At 66.5% G+C, this 17,831-nt stretch carries 15 protein-coding genes and 1 pseudogene; 8 read left to right on the top strand and 8 right to left on the bottom strand.

The window, feature by feature from the left end:
• Window positions 1–49: 49 nt before the first annotated feature.
• Window positions 50–1,510, bottom strand: coding sequence for a dihydrolipoyl dehydrogenase family protein (locus QSJ19_RS12560; RefSeq protein ID WP_286320814.1), 1,461 nt, complete (start codon window positions 1,508–1,510; stop codon window positions 50–52).
• A gap of 74 nt (window positions 1,511–1,584) precedes the next feature.
• Here QSJ19_RS12560 and QSJ19_RS12555 point away from each other — a divergent pair, with 74 nt between their 5' ends.
• Window positions 1,585–3,573, top strand: a complete 1,989-nt coding sequence (locus QSJ19_RS12555; protein ID WP_286320813.1) for a M13 family metallopeptidase — start codon at window positions 1,585–1,587, stop codon at window positions 3,571–3,573.
• A gap of 7 nt (window positions 3,574–3,580) precedes the next feature.
• A complete protein-coding gene (locus QSJ19_RS12550; RefSeq protein WP_286320811.1) occupies window positions 3,581–4,126 on the top strand; it encodes a potassium channel family protein in 546 nt (181 codons plus the stop codon).
• Between the two features lie 77 nt (window positions 4,127–4,203).
• Here the strand turns inward: QSJ19_RS12550 and QSJ19_RS12545 are convergent, their stop codons facing one another.
• The gene (locus QSJ19_RS12545; protein WP_286320809.1) at window positions 4,204–5,331 is read right to left on the bottom strand and encodes an NDMA-dependent alcohol dehydrogenase; all 1,128 of its coding nucleotides are present in this window, start codon (window positions 5,329–5,331) and stop codon (window positions 4,204–4,206) included.
• A gap of 192 nt (window positions 5,332–5,523) precedes the next feature.
• On the opposite strand from QSJ19_RS12545, the gene QSJ19_RS12540 reads away from it, so the two are divergent.
• The 4 genes and pseudogenes from QSJ19_RS12540 to QSJ19_RS12525 all read left to right on the top strand — a co-directional run bounded on the left by QSJ19_RS12540 (window position 5,524) and on the right by QSJ19_RS12525 (window position 8,640).
• Window positions 5,524–5,823: a hypothetical protein gene (locus tag QSJ19_RS12540; protein WP_286320807.1), complete on the top strand. Its 300-nt coding sequence runs from the start codon at window positions 5,524–5,526 to the stop codon at window positions 5,821–5,823.
• Window positions 5,765–6,590, top strand: a pseudogene (locus tag QSJ19_RS12535) (MMPL family transporter); the annotation flags it as partial. The gene QSJ19_RS12540 and the pseudogene QSJ19_RS12535, both read left to right, overlap by 59 nt.
• A gap of 165 nt (window positions 6,591–6,755) precedes the next feature.
• Window positions 6,756–7,715 (top strand): R2-like ligand-binding oxidase, encoded by a 960-nt coding sequence (locus QSJ19_RS12530; RefSeq protein ID WP_286320804.1) that lies wholly within the window; start codon window positions 6,756–6,758, stop codon window positions 7,713–7,715.
• Window positions 7,716–7,782: 67 nt separating this feature from the next.
• Window positions 7,783–8,640, top strand: coding sequence for an alpha/beta fold hydrolase (locus QSJ19_RS12525; RefSeq protein WP_286320801.1), 858 nt, complete (start codon window positions 7,783–7,785; stop codon window positions 8,638–8,640).
• A 124-nt stretch (window positions 8,641–8,764) separates the two neighbouring features.
• Here the strand turns inward: QSJ19_RS12525 and QSJ19_RS12520 are convergent, their stop codons facing one another.
• Both QSJ19_RS12520 and QSJ19_RS12515 read right to left on the bottom strand, forming a co-directional pair.
• Complete coding sequence (locus QSJ19_RS12520; protein ID WP_286320799.1) at window positions 8,765–10,936, bottom strand: 3-hydroxyacyl-CoA dehydrogenase NAD-binding domain-containing protein; 2,172 nt, start codon at window positions 10,934–10,936, stop codon at window positions 8,765–8,767.
• Window positions 10,937–11,038: 102 nt separating this feature from the next.
• Window positions 11,039–12,250 (bottom strand): acetyl-CoA C-acetyltransferase, encoded by a 1,212-nt coding sequence (locus QSJ19_RS12515; protein WP_286320797.1) that lies wholly within the window; start codon window positions 12,248–12,250, stop codon window positions 11,039–11,041.
• A gap of 129 nt (window positions 12,251–12,379) precedes the next feature.
• Between QSJ19_RS12515 and QSJ19_RS12510 the strand changes: the two genes are divergently transcribed.
• Complete coding sequence (locus QSJ19_RS12510) at window positions 12,380–13,552, top strand: TetR/AcrR family transcriptional regulator (RefSeq protein WP_286320795.1); 1,173 nt, start codon at window positions 12,380–12,382, stop codon at window positions 13,550–13,552.
• 86 nt (window positions 13,553–13,638) lie between these two features.
• Window positions 13,639–14,553, top strand: coding sequence for an adenylate/guanylate cyclase domain-containing protein (locus QSJ19_RS12505; protein ID WP_286320793.1), 915 nt, complete (start codon window positions 13,639–13,641; stop codon window positions 14,551–14,553).
• Here QSJ19_RS12505 and QSJ19_RS12500 read toward each other — a convergent pair.
• Genes QSJ19_RS12500 through QSJ19_RS12485 form a run of 4 tightly spaced genes read right to left on the bottom strand, consistent with a single transcriptional unit; the run spans window position 14,547 to window position 17,636 of the window.
• A complete protein-coding gene (locus QSJ19_RS12500) occupies window positions 14,547–15,632 on the bottom strand; it encodes a sulfate/molybdate ABC transporter ATP-binding protein (RefSeq protein ID WP_286320792.1) in 1,086 nt (361 codons plus the stop codon). The genes QSJ19_RS12505 and QSJ19_RS12500 overlap by 7 nt on opposite strands.
• The gene (locus QSJ19_RS12495) at window positions 15,629–16,438 is read right to left on the bottom strand and encodes an ABC transporter permease (RefSeq protein WP_286320790.1); all 810 of its coding nucleotides are present in this window, start codon (window positions 16,436–16,438) and stop codon (window positions 15,629–15,631) included. Before QSJ19_RS12495 ends, QSJ19_RS12500 begins: the two co-directional genes overlap by 4 nt.
• Window positions 16,435–17,229: a molybdate ABC transporter substrate-binding protein gene (gene modA, locus QSJ19_RS12490; protein WP_286320788.1), complete on the bottom strand. Its 795-nt coding sequence runs from the start codon at window positions 17,227–17,229 to the stop codon at window positions 16,435–16,437. Before modA ends, QSJ19_RS12495 begins: the two co-directional genes overlap by 4 nt.
• Window positions 17,226–17,636, bottom strand: a complete 411-nt coding sequence (locus QSJ19_RS12485) for a TOBE domain-containing protein (protein WP_286320786.1) — start codon at window positions 17,634–17,636, stop codon at window positions 17,226–17,228. Before QSJ19_RS12485 ends, modA begins: the two co-directional genes overlap by 4 nt.
• Window positions 17,637–17,831 lie beyond the last annotated feature (195 nt).

The raw sequence follows: 17,831 nt of genomic DNA, 5'->3' as shown, positions 1-17,831 counted from the left end.
AGGAACGCGAACGTGACAAACGCGACCGAGAGGAGAGCTGCTGAACAGTTCAGCGCACCGAGTCCAGCAACCTCAACCAGATCTCGCTGACCGTCGGATACGACGGGACCGCGTGCCACAGCCGTTCGAGCGTCACCTCGCCGACGATGGCCACGGTTGCGGAGTGGACGAGTTCGGCGGTGTCGGTCCCGATGAACGTCGCGCCGACGAGGACGTCGCGTTCACGATCGATGACCAGTTTCGCCCGGCCGGAGTGCTCGGGATCCACCAGGTACGATCCGGCGACCGCGATATCCTGTTCCGCGACAACGACATCGATGCCGTCGTCGCGAGCCTGCGATTCGGTCCGGCCGACCGACGCCATCTCCGGCCGGGTGAACACGACCTGCGGGATCGCGTCCCGGTCGGCGGATGCGGTGTACCGCGAGCCGTCGATCGAGCGGCCCTCGGCGCGTGCGGCGATCACGTCCCCCGCGACACGAGCCTGGTACTTGCCCATGTGGGTCAACGCGACTCGCCCGTTGACGTCGCCGACGGCGTACAGCCACGGATGGCCCGGCACCGTCATGTGGTCGTCGACGTGCAAGGGTCCCTTGTCGTCGACGCCTATCGCGTCGAGTCCGAGATCCCGCGTGCCGGGCGCCCGCCCGGCGGCGACGAGGATCTCGTCGACCTCGAGGACCGACGAGTCCGAGGTGCCCGCCCCAGCGCTCAGCGTCACCCTGGCCGGTCCGCCGTGGATTCGCCCGTATCCGCTGTCGGTGACGTCGGGCCGCTCCACCGCCGCGATCTCGGTCTCGAAGCGGATGTCGGCACCACGCTCGGCCAGCGCCTCGGCCACCCGCTCCCCGACGAACGATTCGGTCTTGGGCAACAATGTCTTTCCGCGTAGGACGATGGTCAGTTCGCGGACCCCGAGGTCGAGCAGCCAGGTGGCGGCCTCGCAGGCGACCACCCCGCCGCCGAGGACCACCATCCGCTCCGGGACCTCGACCAGGTTGGTGGCATCCCGCGACGTCCACGGTCGGGCGTCACGCAGACCGGGTATCGGCGGGATCGACGCCACGCTCCCGGTCGCGACGACGACGGCCTGCCTCGCCCGCAACTTCCGCTCGCCGACGGCGACCTCCCGCTCGCCCGCGATTACCCCGTGTCCGCGGACCACGTCGATCCCCGCGCCCCGGGCCCACTCGACCTGCGAGCTGTCGTCCCGCGAGTGCGTGATCGAATCCCTCCAGCCCATCGTCGCGTCCCGGTCGGGCCCGGTGTCGGTGATGCGCTCGCGAGCACCGCCCAGGCCGGCGGCCCGCGCGAGCGCAGTTCCCGGTCCGAGAAGCCCCTTGCTCGGCATACACGCCCAGTACGAGCATTCGCCGCCGACGAGTTCGTGCTCGACGACGACGGCCGTCCGGTCGCTGCCGCGGATCGCGTAGTCCGCCGCGTTCTCCCCGACCGGACCACCACCGATCACGATCACGTCGTAGGAAGTGGTGTCCGCTGACTCGCCCATGCATCCACGGTAATGGGATTGCGCCCACAGCAGAGCCGGCTGACGAATAGGGATGGGAGTGCCAGGATGGACGGGTGACCGCTTCGCAGACTGACACCTCGAACGTTTCCGGGATCGATCTCAGCTGGGTCGACGACGGCGTCCGCGTCCAGGACGACCTGTTCGCCCACGTGAACGGCACGTGGCTGCAGAGCCACGTGATCCCCGATGACCGTCCCCTCGACGGCGCGTTCCACGTACTCCGGGACCGCGCCGAGGAGAATGTGCGCGACATCATCACCACCTGTGCGGACTCGGACCCCGCCAGCGGGTCCGATGCGCAGAAGATCGGCGACCTGTACGCCTCGTTCATGGACACCGATCACATCGACGCCCTCGGCATCGGACCGATCACCGGCGAACTCGAGAAGATCGCCGCGATCAGCACCGTCGGCGAACTGAGCGCCCGTATCGGCCGCCTGCAGCGCCATGGGGTCGGCGGGCTCTTCGGCTTCTACGTCGACACCGACGCCAAGCAGTCCGACCGCTACCTCGTGCACGTCGTGCAGTCCGGCCTGGGCCTCCCTGACGAGTCGTACTACCGGGAGGACAAGCACGCCGAGACGCGGGCGGCCTACCGCTCCCATGTCGCACGGGTGTTCTCCCTCGCCGGCATCGACGACGCTGACGCACGTGCCGGGGTCGTCCTCGACCTGGAGACCGCGCTGGCCGCCCACCACTGGGACGTCGTCCGCCGACGCGATGCCGAGCTGACCTACAACCTCACCTCGCTGGCCGACTTCGGCAGTGCGGCGGGGGCCTTCGATCTCGACCGGTGGTTCGGCGGGCTCGGCACCACCGGCGACGCCACGTTCGCCGAGGTGGTGGTCGCGCAGCCGTCCTTCGTCACCGGTGCCGCCGAACTCATCGCATCCCGCTCGCTCGACGACTGGAAGGCCTGGCTGACGTGGCGGCTGCTGCATTCGGCGGCGCCGTACCTGTCCGCGGACTTCGTCGGCGAGAACTTCGATTTCTACGGACGCACCCTCTCCGGGACCGAGGCGATCCGGGACCGCTGGAAGCGCGGTGTCGGCTTCGTCGAGGATGCGGTCGGCTTCGCCGTCGGAAAACTCTACGTGGAGAAACACTTCCCGCCCGAGGCCAAGGCCCGGATGGACGAGCTCATCGACAACCTCGTCGCCGCCTACCGCCGCAACATCTCCGACCTCGACTGGATGACCCCGTCGACGCGCGAGCGGGCGCTGACGAAGCTCGGAAAGTTCACCCCGAAGATCGGGTATCCGGTCACGTGGCGTGACTACGGAACCCTGACGGTCGATCGCGGCGACCTCATCGGCAATGTCGCACGCGCGTCCTCGTTCGAACAGGATCGGGAGTTCGCGAAGATCGGCAAGGCGGTCGACCACGACGAATGGTTCATGACGCCGCAGACGGTCAACGCCTACTACAACCCGGGCATGAACGAGATCGTTTTCCCGGCCGCCATCCTGCAGCCGCCGTTCTTCGACCCGGACGCCGACGACGCCGCCAACTACGGTGGTATCGGCGCGGTGATCGGCCATGAGATCGGACACGGATTCGACGACCAGGGCGCCAAGTACGACGGCGACGGGAACCTCGTCGACTGGTGGACCGACGACGACCGCACCGAGTTCTCCGCGCGCACAAGCAAACTCATCGATCAGTACAGCCAGTTCACCCCGAACGGCCTCGACGACGAGTACAAGGTCAACGGCGACTTCACCATCGGTGAGAACATCGGCGACCTCGGTGGCCTGTCGATCGCGTTGGTTGCCTACGAGCTTTCACGTACCGAGGGCGCAGCGCCGGTCATCGACGGCCTGACCGGTGTGCAACGCGTCTTCTTCAGCTGGGCGCAGATCTGGCGGACCAAGACCCGCGACGCCGAGGCGATCCGTCGGCTGTCGATCGATCCACACTCCCCGCCCGAGTTCCGCTGCAACGGCGTCGTCCGCAACATCGACGCGTTCTACGATGCGTTCGACGTCACCGTCGGCGACGACCTCTATCTCGACCCCTCCGAGCGGGTGCGGATCTGGTAGTGCCGAGATGGCGCACGAGGACGGGGGCGGCGAGAATCCGCCGGGCAGACATCTGCCGCCACGTGTCGGGAGACGGCAGGTGGCCGAAGCAATCGTGCGGCCGATCTTCGCCGCCGTCATCCTGCTGGCCGGTTACTTCCTGCTGCCCATCGACAAGGCGAGCAGCGCCAATCTCGCGGGCCTGATCGTCGGCTCGCTGTTGTTGCTGGCGTTCGTCGTCTGGGAGATCCGGCATTTCGTTCATTCGCCGTATCCGGTCGCCACAGCGGTCGAGATGCTCGTCGCGTTGGCCGCGTTCTACATCGTGGCCTTCGCGGCGACCTATTTCCTTCTCTCCGAGTACGGGCACGACAACTTCAACGAGCGTCTGACGCGGATCGACGCGCTCTATTTCTGCCTGACCGTTTTCACCACAACGGGTTTCGGTGACATCTCGGCGTCCTCCCAACCGGCGCGCGTCATCGTGTCGATCCAGATGGCGAGCACCCTCGTGCTGCTCGGACTCGGGCTGCGATTCCTCAACATCCTCGTCACCGCCCGAGCCCGCCGCTGACACACCGCAGGACCGCTCCCGTCAGGAGCGGACCTGCGAGCGTCACGAAGGGTCCATCACCCCCGTAGTCGTCGCCCTCAATAGTCGTCGTCCCCGTACACGATCATGCCGCGAATGTTGTTGCCCTCCAACATGTCGTCGTAGGCCTCGTTGATCTGGTCCAGCCGGTAGGTCTGGGTGACCAGGTCGCTGAGGTTGAGTTTGCCGGCGCGGTACTCGTTGAGCAGAGTCGGCACCTGCGTCCGTGGGCTCGCCCCACCGAAGATGGCTCCCTGCACGCGCTTCTGCAGCAGCGTCAGCTCGAACAGGTTGATCTGCGCGTCCATCGAGGCGAAGTTGCCCATGCCGGTCACGACGACCTGACCACCCTTGCCGGTAAGCGCCAGCGCCGGCGCCAGCATGGAGCCGTCGATCTCGCCGACGGTGAGGATCGTCGTGTTGGCCATCTTGCCCCAGCTGATCTCGCCGAGGACCGGCAGCGCCTCCTCCATCGACGAGAAGGTGTGCGTCGCACCGAGTTTCTCGGCCATCTGCAGTTTGAACGGCACCGGATCGATCGCGACGACAATGCGTGCCCCGGCCGCAGCGGCGCCCTGCACCGAGTTGATGCCGACACCACCGATACCGACGACCACCACGACGTCGCCGGCATGGGTGCCGCCGATCTCCACCGCAGAACCCCAGCCCGTGGCGACACCGCATCCGAGGAGTGCGGCCTGCTGCAGCGGGATGTCCTCCTCGATCTTCACCAGCGACGCCTGGTTCACCGTGATGTAGGGCGCGAACGTGCCCAGCATGCACATCTGGGTCAACGCCTCACCACTGCTGGTGTGCGCCCGGTTGGTGTCGTCGGAGATGGACAGCCCGGTGAGCAGGCGGGCGCCCTCGTCGCAGAAGTTCTGGTCGCCGCGCGAACACGGTTCGCAGACGCCGCATGCGGGGATGAAGGCGGTGACGACGTGGTCGCCCTCCTTCAATCGGGTGACGCCCGCGCCGGCCTTGGTGACGACGCCGGCGCCCTCGTGGCCGCCGAGCACCGGCATCGGCGCCGGACTGTCGCCGGTGCGCAGATGGTGATCGGAATGGCACAGCCCCGAGCTGACCAGCTTCACCTGTACCTCGCCGGCCACCGGGTCACCGAGCTCGAACTCCTCGATCTGCCACTTCGCGCCCGGGTTCCGGAGGATTGCCCCCTTGGTTTTCATCCCTGTGCACCTTTCTGTTGTCGGCAACGGAGATCTGACTCACATCGTCGCCTGATATGCACACGTGTGCATATGAAATGAGAAATCCCGTCGCGACGATGCCGATTCCGACCCCGACATTCCGGACACCCTCCGAGCGGGCGACTGACCATACGCTCATGTCACGATGACTCCCTGGCATCGACGCCCCGTGTGCGCTGGTTCCTCCCCGCCTTCCTCACCAACGACCACAGCGCGCTTCTGCCGGCATCGGCCGAATCGACCGAGGTCAACGACATGCTCGGCGGATTCTCGGACACCGACAGCGTGCCGGGCCTCATCATCGCCGAACGTCGGTCGGGCCTGACACCTGCCGATACCGCCTTCCTCACCGAGTCGACCGGCTGGCGGGGACCGAGGGTTTCGCCGATCAGTTCTCGCCACCCATCCCGTCCACTTCGCCGACGGCAGCGGGTCACCGACCTGGATCATCTCCGACCGGTCGCAGGGTGATGCGGTGCTCACCGCCGTCCGCGGGGTCGACGGGATCGCCGACGCCGCGCTGGTCGAACAGTCCGGGCACCCCGTCGTCGTCGACGGCGAGGTCGCGGTCCAGGCCACCCTCACCGACAACGCCGACTCGCGGGCCGCGCAGGACACCGTGGTCGCATCCGCGACGCGGTGCACCCGATCGAGGGCGCGAACGCGCTGGTCGGCGGCACCACGGCCATCGACCTCGACACCCGGACCACCGCCATCCACGATCGCAACCTGATCATCCCGATCGTGCTGCTGGTCGTTCTAGCAGTCCTCATGTTGCTGCGCAGCAGCGTCGCACCGCTGATCCTGTTGGCGACGACGGTGCTCTCGTTCGGCACCACCCTCGGCGTCGCGGCCCTGCTGTTCGACGGTCCGTTCGACTTCGCCGGCGCTGATCCGGTCGTACCACTGTTCGCCTTCGTGTTCCTCGTTGCGCTCGGCATCGACTACAACATCTTCTTCATGATCCGCGTCCGCGAGGAAGCGAAGGTGCACGGCACCCGGTCGGGCATGATCCGCGGCCTCACCGCCACGGGCGGCGTGATCACGTCGGCCGGTGTGGTCCTCGCCGCGACGTTCGCGGCGCTCGGGGTGACCCCCCGCTGTTCCTGGCGCAGGTCGCCTTCCTGGTCGCCTTCGGCGTCCTGGTCGACACGCTGATCGTGCGCACCCTCCTGGTGCCCGCCCTCGCGCTCGACATGGGCAAACGCGTGTGGTGGCCGAGTTCGTTGTCCCGCTGAGCGTTTCAGGCTCCACGAGCAACGAAACGGACAACTCGGCCATCGCGACACCCACTGCCGAAACCACATCGCGATCCTGAGAGTTCGGTGAATCCAAGATGTCTCGTCCGACCACGGACTAGCGTGCAATTCATCGCCCCCCATGATCGTCAGCAGGTGATCTCGATGACTCTCGCCGAACACAAAGCCCAGGGACGTGAAGACTTCGCGTCCCTCCGCTCCGGAGGTCTCAACTGGGACTCGTTTCCGTTGCGGCTCTTCATCAAAGGCAATGCGCGCTTTTGGGATCCGGCTGCCATCGACTTCGGCCGCGACGGCCAGGACTGGAACGAGATCAGCGACGAGCAGCGCCGGAGCACCACCTATCTGGTGAGTCAATTCATCGCCGGGGAGGAGGCCGTCACCCAGGACATCCAACCCTTCATGAACGCGATGGCCGCCGAGGGGCGGTTCGGCGACGAGATGTACCTGACGCAGTTCTGCTTCGAGGAGGCCAAGCACACGCAGGTGTTCCGGATGTGGATGGACTCGGTCGGACTCACCAGCGACCTCCAGGCCTTCGTCGCGGACAACCCGTACTACCGCCAGCTGTTCTACGAGGAGCTGCCCGCCTCCCTGCACGCCCTCGACCACGATCCGTCACCGCGCAACCAGGTACGCGCCAGCGTCACCTACAACCACGTCATCGAGGGCAGCCTGGCGCTGACCGGTTATCACGCCTGGCAGACCGTCTGCACCCGCTACGACATCTTCCCCGGCATGCAGAAGCTGATCCGGTTCATCGGCAACGACGAACGCCGCCACATGGCCTGGGGCACCTTCACCTGCCGCCGACACGTGGCGGCCGACGACACGATGTGGCAGGTCGTCACCGAGCGGATGGAACAGCTCATGCCCCTGGCCCTGGGCATGATCAACTGGGTCAACGAGCAGTTCGACGAGCAGCCGTTCGGCCTCGACAACAACGAGTTCATCGCCTACGCCGCCGACCGTGCACAGCGTCGACTCAGCGCCATCGAATCCGCCCGCGGCAGGTTGGTCGCCGAGATCGACCTCGACTATTCGCCGGAGACGCTCGAGGACCAGTTCGGCGAAGAAGACCTGAACGCACTGGGCCGCGGCTGAGCCCTCGTTCCCGTCGCGTCACGAAGCCCCCGTGACAACAAACTAGAACACGTTCTAATCTGGTCAGGTGGATGTCACCTACGACGCGACGAGACGCGAACTGACCACCGAGCAGGGCACCCTGTGCTATCACGAGGCCGGCGACGCCGACGCCCCGCCGCTGATCCTGCTCCACGGCTCCGGCCCGGGCGTCACCGGCTGGCGTAATTACCGCGGTAACCTCGGCGTCTTCGCCGAGACCCACCATTGCTACGTCCTCGAGTTCCCCGGGTTCGGCGTGAGCGCCCCGGTCGAGGGACACCCGGTACTCACCGCCGGGTCGTCGGTGATCCGGTTCATGGACGCCCTCGACATCGAGAAGGCGCCCATGATCGGCAACTCGATGGGCGGCGTCGTCGGCGTCAACCTCGCGATCAAGAAGCCCGACCGCGTGGAGAAGCTCGTCACGATCGGCGGCGTCGGGCCGAACGTCTTCAGCTCCAGCCCCAGCGAGGGCTTGCGGCTACTGCAGGAGTTCACCGACGACCCCGACCGCGACAAGCTGGTGCGCTGGCTGCGAGCCATGGTCTACGACCGCACGCTGGTCACCGACGAGCTCATCGAGGAGCGCTGGCAGGCCGCGATCCACCCCGACGCCCGGAAGACCGCGCAGATGATGTACGGATCGGCCGCCTTCGAGATGCAGCAGCAGTTCATGGCGGCCTCCGACACCCCGCCGTACTGGTCGATGATGCACAAGGTCGCCTGTCCGACGCTGCTCACATGGGGCCGCGACGACCGGGTCAGCCCACCCGACATGTCCATGGTGCCGATGCGCCTGATCCCGAACGCGGAGCTGCACATCTTCCCGAACTGTGGCCACTGGGTGATGATCGAAGCCAAGGCGGCCTTCGAATCAGCGGTGCGGGCGTTCCTGCAGCGCTGACCCCGCTCCTACCCGTTCCGCTTCTGTGCACATCGTGAGCAGAAGTACAAGGGGCCCCGACCATTCCGGTCGGGGCCCCTTGTCAGCTCAGCTCAGCTCAAGATCAGCTCAGAACTTCTCACCCCTAGAACTTTTCACCACGGGCGGCCTTGTCGACGAGCGACTGCGGCGGCTCGAAGTGCTTGCCGTACTTGGACGCGAGATCCTTGGCGCGATCGACGAAGCCCTGCAGGCCACCCTCGTACTGGTTGATGTACTGGATGACACCACCGGTCCATGCGGGGAACCCGATGCCGAAGATCGAGCCGATGTTCGCGTCCTCGACCGAGGTGAGCACGCCTTCGTCGAAGCACTTGACGGTCTCGAGGGCCTCGGCGAAGAGCATGCGCTCCTGCATGTCCTCGAACGGGATCTCGGTGCTGCCCGACTTGAACTCATCGCGCAGACCTGGCCAGATCCCGGCCCGCTTGCCGTTCTCGTCGTAGTCGTAGAAGCCCGCCCCGTCCTTCTTTCCGGGACGTCCGCCTTCGACCAGCGAGTCGATGACGGCATACGAACCGTGCGAAGGGATCTCCTTGCCCTCGGTCTTGGCCGCGGCTTCGGTCTCCTTGCGGATCTTCTGCATCAGGACGAGATTCAGCTCATCCGAGAGCTGCAGCGGTGCAGCCGGGTAGCCGGCCTGGGTGCCTGCATGCTCGATGAACGCCGGCTCCACACCCTCGCCGACAGCCGCGATGGCCTCGTTGATGAAGGTGCCGATGACCCGGCTGGTGAAGAAGCCGCGGCTGTCGTTGACGACGATCGGCGTCTTGCGGATCTGCAGGGTGTAGTCGACGACCTTCGCCAGCACCTCATCCGAGGTCTTCTCACCACGGATGATCTCGACCAGCGGCATCTTGTCGACCGGCGAGAAGAAGTGGATACCGATGAAGTCCTCTTGACGCTTCACGCCCTGCGCGAGGCCGGTGATCGGCAGCGTCGAGGTGTTCGAACCCAGGATGGCGTTCGGCTCCACGACGTCCTCGATCTCCTGGAAGACCTTGTGCTTCACCTCGACCGACTCGAAGGCGGCCTCGATGACGAGGTCGACACCCTTGAAGTCGGCGGCGTCGACGGTCGGCGTGATCCGCGCGAGCAGAGCATCGCTCTTCTCCTGCGTGGTCTTGCCCTTGGCGAGGGCCTTCTCCTCGAGCTTCTCCGAGTAGCCCTTGCCCCGCTTGGCGGCGTCGAGGTCGATGTCCTTGAGGACCACCTCGATGCCGGCCTTGGCCGACACATACGCGATCGCCGCGCCCATCATGCCCGCGCCGATGACACCGACCTTCTTGGCCTGGTACTTCGGGTACCCCTCGGGACGGGAACCACCGTTGTTGATGTGCTGCAGGTCGAAGAAGAACGCCTTGATCATGTTCTGCGCGACCTGTCCGGTCACCAGCGAGACGAAGTAGCGGGTCTCGATGATGTCAGCGGTGTCGACGTCGACGTAGGCACCCTCGACGGCGGCGGCCAGGATGGCCCGCGGAGCCGGCATGTTCGCACCCTTGATCTGCTTCCGTAGCAGGGCAGGCAGGGCCGGCAGGTTCGCGGCGAAGGCCGGGTTGGTCGGCGCGCCGCCCGGGATCTTGTAACCCTTCTTGTCCCAGGGCTGCGCGGCTTCCGGGTTCTCCTTGATCCACGCCTTGGCGGCGGGCAGCAGTTCCTCGACCGAGCCGACGACCTCGTCGACCAGGCCGGTCTCCTTGGCCTTGGTCGGGTTGAAGCGCTGACCCTGCAGCAGCACACCCATCAGGGCGTTCTGGATGCCGAGGAGGCGGACGGTACGGACCACGCCACCGCCGCCGGGAAGCAGACCCAGAGTCGCCTCGGGCAGCCCGATCTGGACACCCTTGACGTCGGCCGCGATGCGGTGATGGGTGTGCAGGGCGATCTCGAGGCCTCCGCCGAGGGCGGCGCCGTTGATGGCGGCGACGACCGGCTTGCCCAGGGTCTCCAGCCGGCGCATCACCTTCTTCATGTTGTTGGTGCGCTCGGTGATCGCGGTCGCGATCTCCTCCTTGGACTGGGTCCGCTCGGCGGTCATGTCCTTGAGGTCGCCACCGGCGAAGAAGGTCTTCTTCGCGGAGGTGAGCACGACACCGGTGATGTCGTCCTTCTCCGCCTCCAGGCGATCGACGATCGTCGGCAGCGAGGTCATGAACAGTTCGTTCATGGTGTTGGCGCCCTGGTTGGGGTCGTCCATGGTCAGGACGACAACCCCGTCGGCGTCCTTCTCCCAGTTGAACATGTTGTCACTCATGGTGTTTGAAAGATTCTTTCTGTCGTGCCTCCCCGGTCCCTGAGGAGCCCCGCGAGGAACGAGCGAGGCGTCACGAAGGGTCGGAGACGGCGAAGTGGAAGGTCAGAGACGCTCGATGACGGTCGCGACGCCCATGCCGCCGCCGATGCACAGGGTGACCAGGCCGTAGCGGCCGCCGGTGCGCTCGAGCTCGTCGAGGCAGGTGCCGAAGATCATCGCGCCGGTCGCGCCGAGCGGGTGACCCATGGCGATCGCGCCACCGTTGACGTTGACCTTCTCGTGCGGGATCTTCAGATCCTTCATCCACTTCATGACGACCGAGGCGAACGCCTCGTTCAGCTCGAACACGTCGATGTCGTCGACGGTCAGTCCGGCCTTCTTCAGCGCCAGCTCAGTGGCCGGGGTCGGGCCGGTCAGCATGATGGTCGGCTCGGAGCCGATCTCGGCGAAGCTGACGACCCGGCCGCGCGGGGTCAGGCCGTTGCGCTTGCCGGCCTCTTCGCTGCCGAGCAGAACCAGGCCGGAGCCGTCGACGATGCCGGAGCTGTTGCCGCCGGTGTGCACGTGGTTGATCTTCTCGACCGAGTGGTACTTCTGCAGAGCCACGTCGTCGAAGCCTGCCATGTCGGCCAGCGCCTGGAAGGCTGCCTTGAGCTTGCCGAGCGACTCGACGGTGCTGCCGGGGCGACGGTGCTCGTCCTGGTCCAGGACGATGACGCCGTTGATGTCCCTGACGGGGACGACGGACTTCGCGAAATAGCCGGAGGTCCAGGCCTTCTCGGCACGTGCCTGCGACTCGGCGGCGAAGGCGTCGACGTCCTCGCGGCTGAAGCCCTCGATGGTGGCGATCAGGTCTGCACCGATGCCCTGCGGGACGATGTAGTTGTCGTACGCGGTGGCCGGGTCGGTGAACAGTGCACCGCCGTCGCTGCCCATCGGCACGCGCGACATCGACTCGACGCCACCGGCAAGGACCAGGTCGTCGAAGCCGGACGCGACCTTGGCGGCGGCGAGGTTGGTGGCCTCGAGGCCGGAGGCGCAGAAGCGGTTGACCTGGGTGCCGGGGACGCTCTCGGGCAGACCGCTGTTGAGGGCAGCGGTGCGGGAGATGACCGCACCCTGCTCACCCACCGGCGACACCACACCGAGGATGACGTCGTTGACGTCGGCGGGGTCGAGACCGCCGTGGCGGGACAGGACCTCGTCGATCAGGCCGGAGACCAGATCGACCGGCTTGATGCTGTGCAGCGAACCGCCGCGCTGCTTGCCACGGGGCGTACGGATCGCCTCGTAGATGAATGCTTGATCAGCCACGTTGAGTGTTCCTTTCGCATGAACCATGTGTGGTTACCCCACGAGGCTAACGCGGAATAACTTGTTTGGCTATACCGGGTGGTCAGGCACTCACTCGCACCGCTGAAGATGCGCTATGGTCGATTCACCATGGCTTCCGAGAAACCAACCCGGCGCACGCGGCCGGCCGACCGCAAGGTGCAGCTCGTCGAGCATGCGGCCGCGCTGTTCGCCGACCGCGGATACACGCAGGTGTCGTTGGCCGACATCGCCCGTGCGGCCGGTGTCACCGCGCCGTCGGTGTACCGGCACTTCGACGACAAGCGTTCCCTGCTGGCCGCCGCCGTCCTCGCCGGTGTGGACGACCTCGAGGCCTGCACCGACCGCGCCCTGAGTGATGACCACCCGCCGACTACGGACCTGATCTCGACGGTCTGCGCCCTCGGTGTGCGCCGACCGCAGTCCACCTCGTTGTGGCGGTGGGCGAGTCAGCACCTGACCGACGAGCAGAACCGGGAGGTGGTGCTGCGCACCCGCGGCATCCTGCACCGCTGGGCCGGCGCGCTTGCCGAAGGCACCGACCTCTCCGAACGCGAGGCCGTGACCCTGGCCTGGGCGGTACTCAGTGTCGCGGGCAGCCTGTCGGTCCACAACACCCGGATTCCGACGACCCGCGCGCTGGGCGAGATCGACATGCTCGTGCGTCGCGTGATCGCACTGCATCCCGCGTCCGCCCCGCCGCTGCCCCCCATGCCGCCCGCCGGCGCCGGGGAGCCGACCCGCCGGGACGAGATCCTCGACGCCGCAGCCGAACTCTTCGCCGAGCGCGGTTACGCCGGGGTGGGCGTCGATGACATCGGTGCCGCCGTCGGCATCACCGGGCCCAGCGTGTACAAACACTTCAGCTCCAAGCTTGCGATCTTGGCCGGGATCGGCCATCGCAGCGCGGCACGGCTGGAGGCCGGCGTGATGGCCGCCTACGCCTCGACCGCGGATCCGGCGAAACTTCTTGCACTGCTGGTTGATTCCTACGTCAACGTGATCACCTCCACGCAGGATCTCTCGGCGTCGTTCAACAATTCACATGCTCTTGCCGGGCAGCCGACCGCGACAGATCTGCTCGACATCCAGCGTCGGTACGTCGCCCGCTGGATGGATCTGCTCATGCAAGCCGACCCCGGCATCTCCCGCGAACGCGCCGCCGTCACCGTCCACGCCGCGCTGTCGATCGTCAACGACGCGATCCGTATGCGCCGCGGTGTCCATCGGCCCGAGTTCGGGGCTCAGATGGCGTATCTGATGAAGGGCGTGCTGGCGGTCTGAGGGGTCACTTGCCGGTCGAGTGGCACCGAGCGGAGCGAGGCGCCGTATCGAGACCACGTTCGGCGATCGTTCTCTATGCTGAGCCCGTGACCGCCTCCGACGACAGACGCGCTCCCCGCTACACCCGCGACGAACTGATCGCCGAACTCGGCCTCTCCCCCGACTACGCGGAAAAGGTGTGGAACGCCTTCGGTTTCGCGCGGCAGTCGACCCCGGACAAGATCTTCGGCGAGGACGATCTCGACGCACTGCGGCTGTTCGCCGACTCCGAGACGACGATGCCCCAGGACGCCCAGGTCGCCACCGCTCGCGCGATCGGTCAGACGATGGCCCGGCTCGCAGACTGGCAGGCCGATCAACTCCGCGAACTCGACCGCAACCCCGACGTCCCGTGGACCATCGACCAGATGAGCGCGGCGCTGGGCCAGATCCAGCAGCTCATCTGGCGACGGCACCTCGCGCTGGCGCTGGAGCATCACGTCGAGCACGAGTCGGACGAGAGCATGGACCTCATCGTCGGATTCGCCGACATCGTCGGCTACACGAGTCTGTCGCGGCGTATCGCGCTCGACGAGCTGGAAGCACTGTTGGAGTCGTTCGAAGAGGACACGTTCGAGATCGTCACCGCCAACGGCGGCCATGTGGTCAAGACCCTGGGCGATGCGGTGATGTTCACCTGCCACGAGCCGACGGACGCGGCGGCGATCGCTCTGGCGTTACACGAACTGTCGACGGACGAGCGCATTCCGCCGCTGCGAGTGGGACTCGCGCGTGGCCATGTCCTCAGCCGTCTCGGCGATGTGTTCGGCGAGACCGTGAATGTGGCGGCACGCCTGTCCGGGTCGGCCCGCCCCGGTACCACCCTTGTCGACGAGTCGATGGGCGACACCCTCGCTGACGACGACCGGTGGTATCTGAAATCGATTCCGCCGCTGAGTGTCCGAGGCTACAAGCGGCTGAAGGCCAAGGCCCTCGAGGTCAACAGGCATCACGATCAGTAGACGCGGACCGCGGTGGCCTTCACGGCGAAGTGGACACGATCGCCGACGGTGAGCGAGAGGTCGAGCAATGCGCTGCCGGTCACCTCTGCACCGATCGTCACGTCGCCGACGCGGCCACGGACGATCACTCGATCGCCGTGCGGGACGACCTGTTCCACCGTCGTGGTGAACACGTTGCGAAAGCTGGTGTCGGCAGGCGGAGATGTGAACACCGCGACCGCATCGGGGGCGAACACCGCGGTCGCCCGCTGATGCCGATGGACCGGCTCGGCGAGGGTGCCGAACACGGCGACACCCGCACCGACGACGGCCACGCCGTCCCATTCCCCGGACACGAGATTGAGTCCCGCCAGGCGGGCGACGAAGTCGTTCACCGGGTTCGCCAGCATCTCGCCCACTGGGCCCTCACCGGCGCGGCGGCCGGCGTCGATCACCATCGCGCGATCGGCCAGCGTGACGACGTCGACGACATCGTGGGTGACCATCACCGTGATCCTCGAGTGATCGGAGAGGACATCTCGCAGCAACGCCCGCACCCGTCCCGCCACATCGACATCGAGCGCCCGGAAAGGTTCGTCCAACAAGAGGATTCGCGGCTCGGCAGCAAGCGCCCGCGCGATCGCGACCCGTTGCGCCTGCCCCCCGGACAGCTGGGCGGGCTTGCGATCGGCGAGGTCGGTGACCTCCGTGACCTCCAGCCATTTCTCGACACGCTCGCGGACCACCGCTGCTGAAAGATGCTGCGCAGACGGCGCGAAGGCCACGTTCGCGCGGACTGTCAGATGGGGGAAGAGGCGAGCTTCCTGCGACAGCATCGCCACCCCGCGACGATGTGCCGGGACCCGATGCCCTCTGTCCCGCAAGATCTCACGGCCGATGTTCACACGAGTGTCACCACCGCTGTCGTGCAACCCCGCGATGATCCGCAACAAGGTCGTCTTTCCCGCACCATTCGGGCCGAGCACAGCGGTCGTACTGCCCAGCGGAAAGTGGTGTTCGAGATCGAGATACGGCACGCGACTGTCGGCCCGCAGCCGCAGACCGTCGGCGGTCGCGGAATCCGCCTCGGGCGCGCTCACAGGGCGCTCCGCTCCGGCGCGCGCCGACGCGCATGGACGGCGACGACCACCACCAGCGACACCACCACGAGCACCAGTGAGAGTGGTATCGCGGCGGTCGGATCGTCGATCTCGGCCACATAGATCGCCAGCGGCGCGGTCTGCGTTATCCCGGGGGCGTTCCCCGCGAAGGTGATCGTCGCGCCGAACTCTCCCATCGCCCGAGCGAACGCGAGGACGATGCCCGCCAGTAACGACGGCACCACGAGCGGGATCGTGACCCTCCACAACGTCCTGGTCGGTCCGGCACCGAGAGTCGCGGCGACCTCCTCATAGCGGGTACCGACGACGCGCAGCGCGCCTTCGGTGCTGATCACGAGGAACGGCAGTGCCACAAAGGTCTGCGCCAGCACGACGGCCGTGGTGCTGAACGCGATGTCGATGCCGATGTCACGAAGAGGTGAGCCGACGAGTCCGAGCCGGCCGAAGGTGTACAGCAATGCGATACCCCCGACGACCGGCGGCAGCACGAGCGGCAGCAGCACAAGGGATCTCAGCACTCGTGTGAGGACGCCGTCGTGCCGTGCGAACACGACCGCCATCGGCACGCCGAGCAAGATGCACAGGGCGGTGCTGATCGTCGCGGTCTGCAGGGAGAGCACCAGGGCCTGCCGCGACGACTCCGAGGTCACCTGCTCGACGAATGTGTGCCATGGGGTCTTGGCGAGCAGTGCGATCGGCGGTAGCACGATCAGGGCCACCCCGAGTGCCGCCGGGACATACAGCCACGACGGGATGCCCGACGATGCGGATCTGCTGCCCGTCAAGGCTTCCCGAAGCCGGCATCGGCGAGGATCTGCTGACCCGACGGACTCAGCACGGCATCGACGAACTGCTTGGCGGTGGCCTCATCGGCCGCCCCCCGCACCGTGGCGATGGGGTACTCGTTGACGACGGCGGCGAACGCCGGGTCGACGACGGTCGTCACCTTGTCGCCCGCACCCTTCGCGTCGGTGACGTAGACGAGTCCCGCATCGGCCTGTCCTGCAGTCACCTTGGTGAGCACGGCGGTCACCGACTGCTCCTCGGACGCCGGGGTGAGCGTGATCCCGGTGTTGCGTTCGACCGTCTCGGTCGCGTTTCCACAGGGCTGCGCGGGCTGGCACACGACCGTCGTGACACCCGGCTTGTTCAGATCGGCAAACGAGTTGATCCCTTTGGGATTCCCGGGCGCTGTCACGATCACCAGAGTGTTGGTCGCGAAAATCTTCGGGTCGACGGCCTGATCGCCGAGTTTGTCCATGTTCTTCTGATCCGCGCTCGCGAAGACGTCGGCGGGAGCCCCCTGTTTGATCTGGTTCACCAGGGTCGATGACCCGTCGAACGAGAGCTTCACCGTGACGCCGGCGTTGTCCTTCTCGAACCGATCCGCGATCGCGGTGAACGTCTTCTTCAACGACGCCGCCGCCGAGACGTTCAGCGTCGTCGACTCGGGCGCCTGGGACCCGGACGACGATTCATCGTCCGACGACGAACACCCTGCGATGACGAGCAACCCCGTGGCGGCCAGCGCTGCCAGTACCCTCGTCACTGACGTCCGCGACACTGTCCTTGTCATGACTGTCCTTCTCGTTTCGTCTCGACGATCACCGTGGTCGCCTTGACCACGGCGGTGGCGACCACACCGGGCTCCAGGGCCAGTTCGCGGGCCGCGTCCGAGCTCATCAACGACGTCACCTCGAACGGACCACACTGTAGGGTCACCTGTGCCATCACCCCGTCGGCGATGACGTCGGTGACCAGACCGGTGAAGCGGTTGCGCGCAGATCGCAACACTCCCGACCCGTCGTCAGGCGGTGTGCCCGCCCGCTCTCGGGCGAGTACGGCGAGTTCTGCCCCGTCGACCGTCGTGACGGTGTTGTCGGTGGAGTTCGCTGCGAGCCGGCCGGACGCAACCCAGCGCCGGACGGTGTCGTCACTGACTCCGAGCAGTTCGGCGGCGTCACGGATCCGTATCTCTGCCACCGGCCGAGCGTATCCGTATCCTCGGACATTTCCCATTCCAGAGACCGTGAATGCGGAAAAAGAGGGTGTTCTTGACGTCAACTGCACGTGAGGCCCTAGCCTGGTCCTGGCAATTCGGACAATCGGTCGATGTCGGGCGATGATTTTCTGCGGGTGCGTATGTCTGTCGCTGTGACGGAGTCTCGCCACCCGTGG

Origin of the sequence: Gordonia sp. ABSL11-1, from assembly GCF_030315685.1 — a bacterium.
Classification (GTDB): Bacteria; Actinomycetota; Actinomycetes; order Mycobacteriales; family Mycobacteriaceae; genus Gordonia.
Note: the sequence above shows the minus strand (reverse complement) of the source record. Positions and strands in the feature narration are given on the sequence as shown.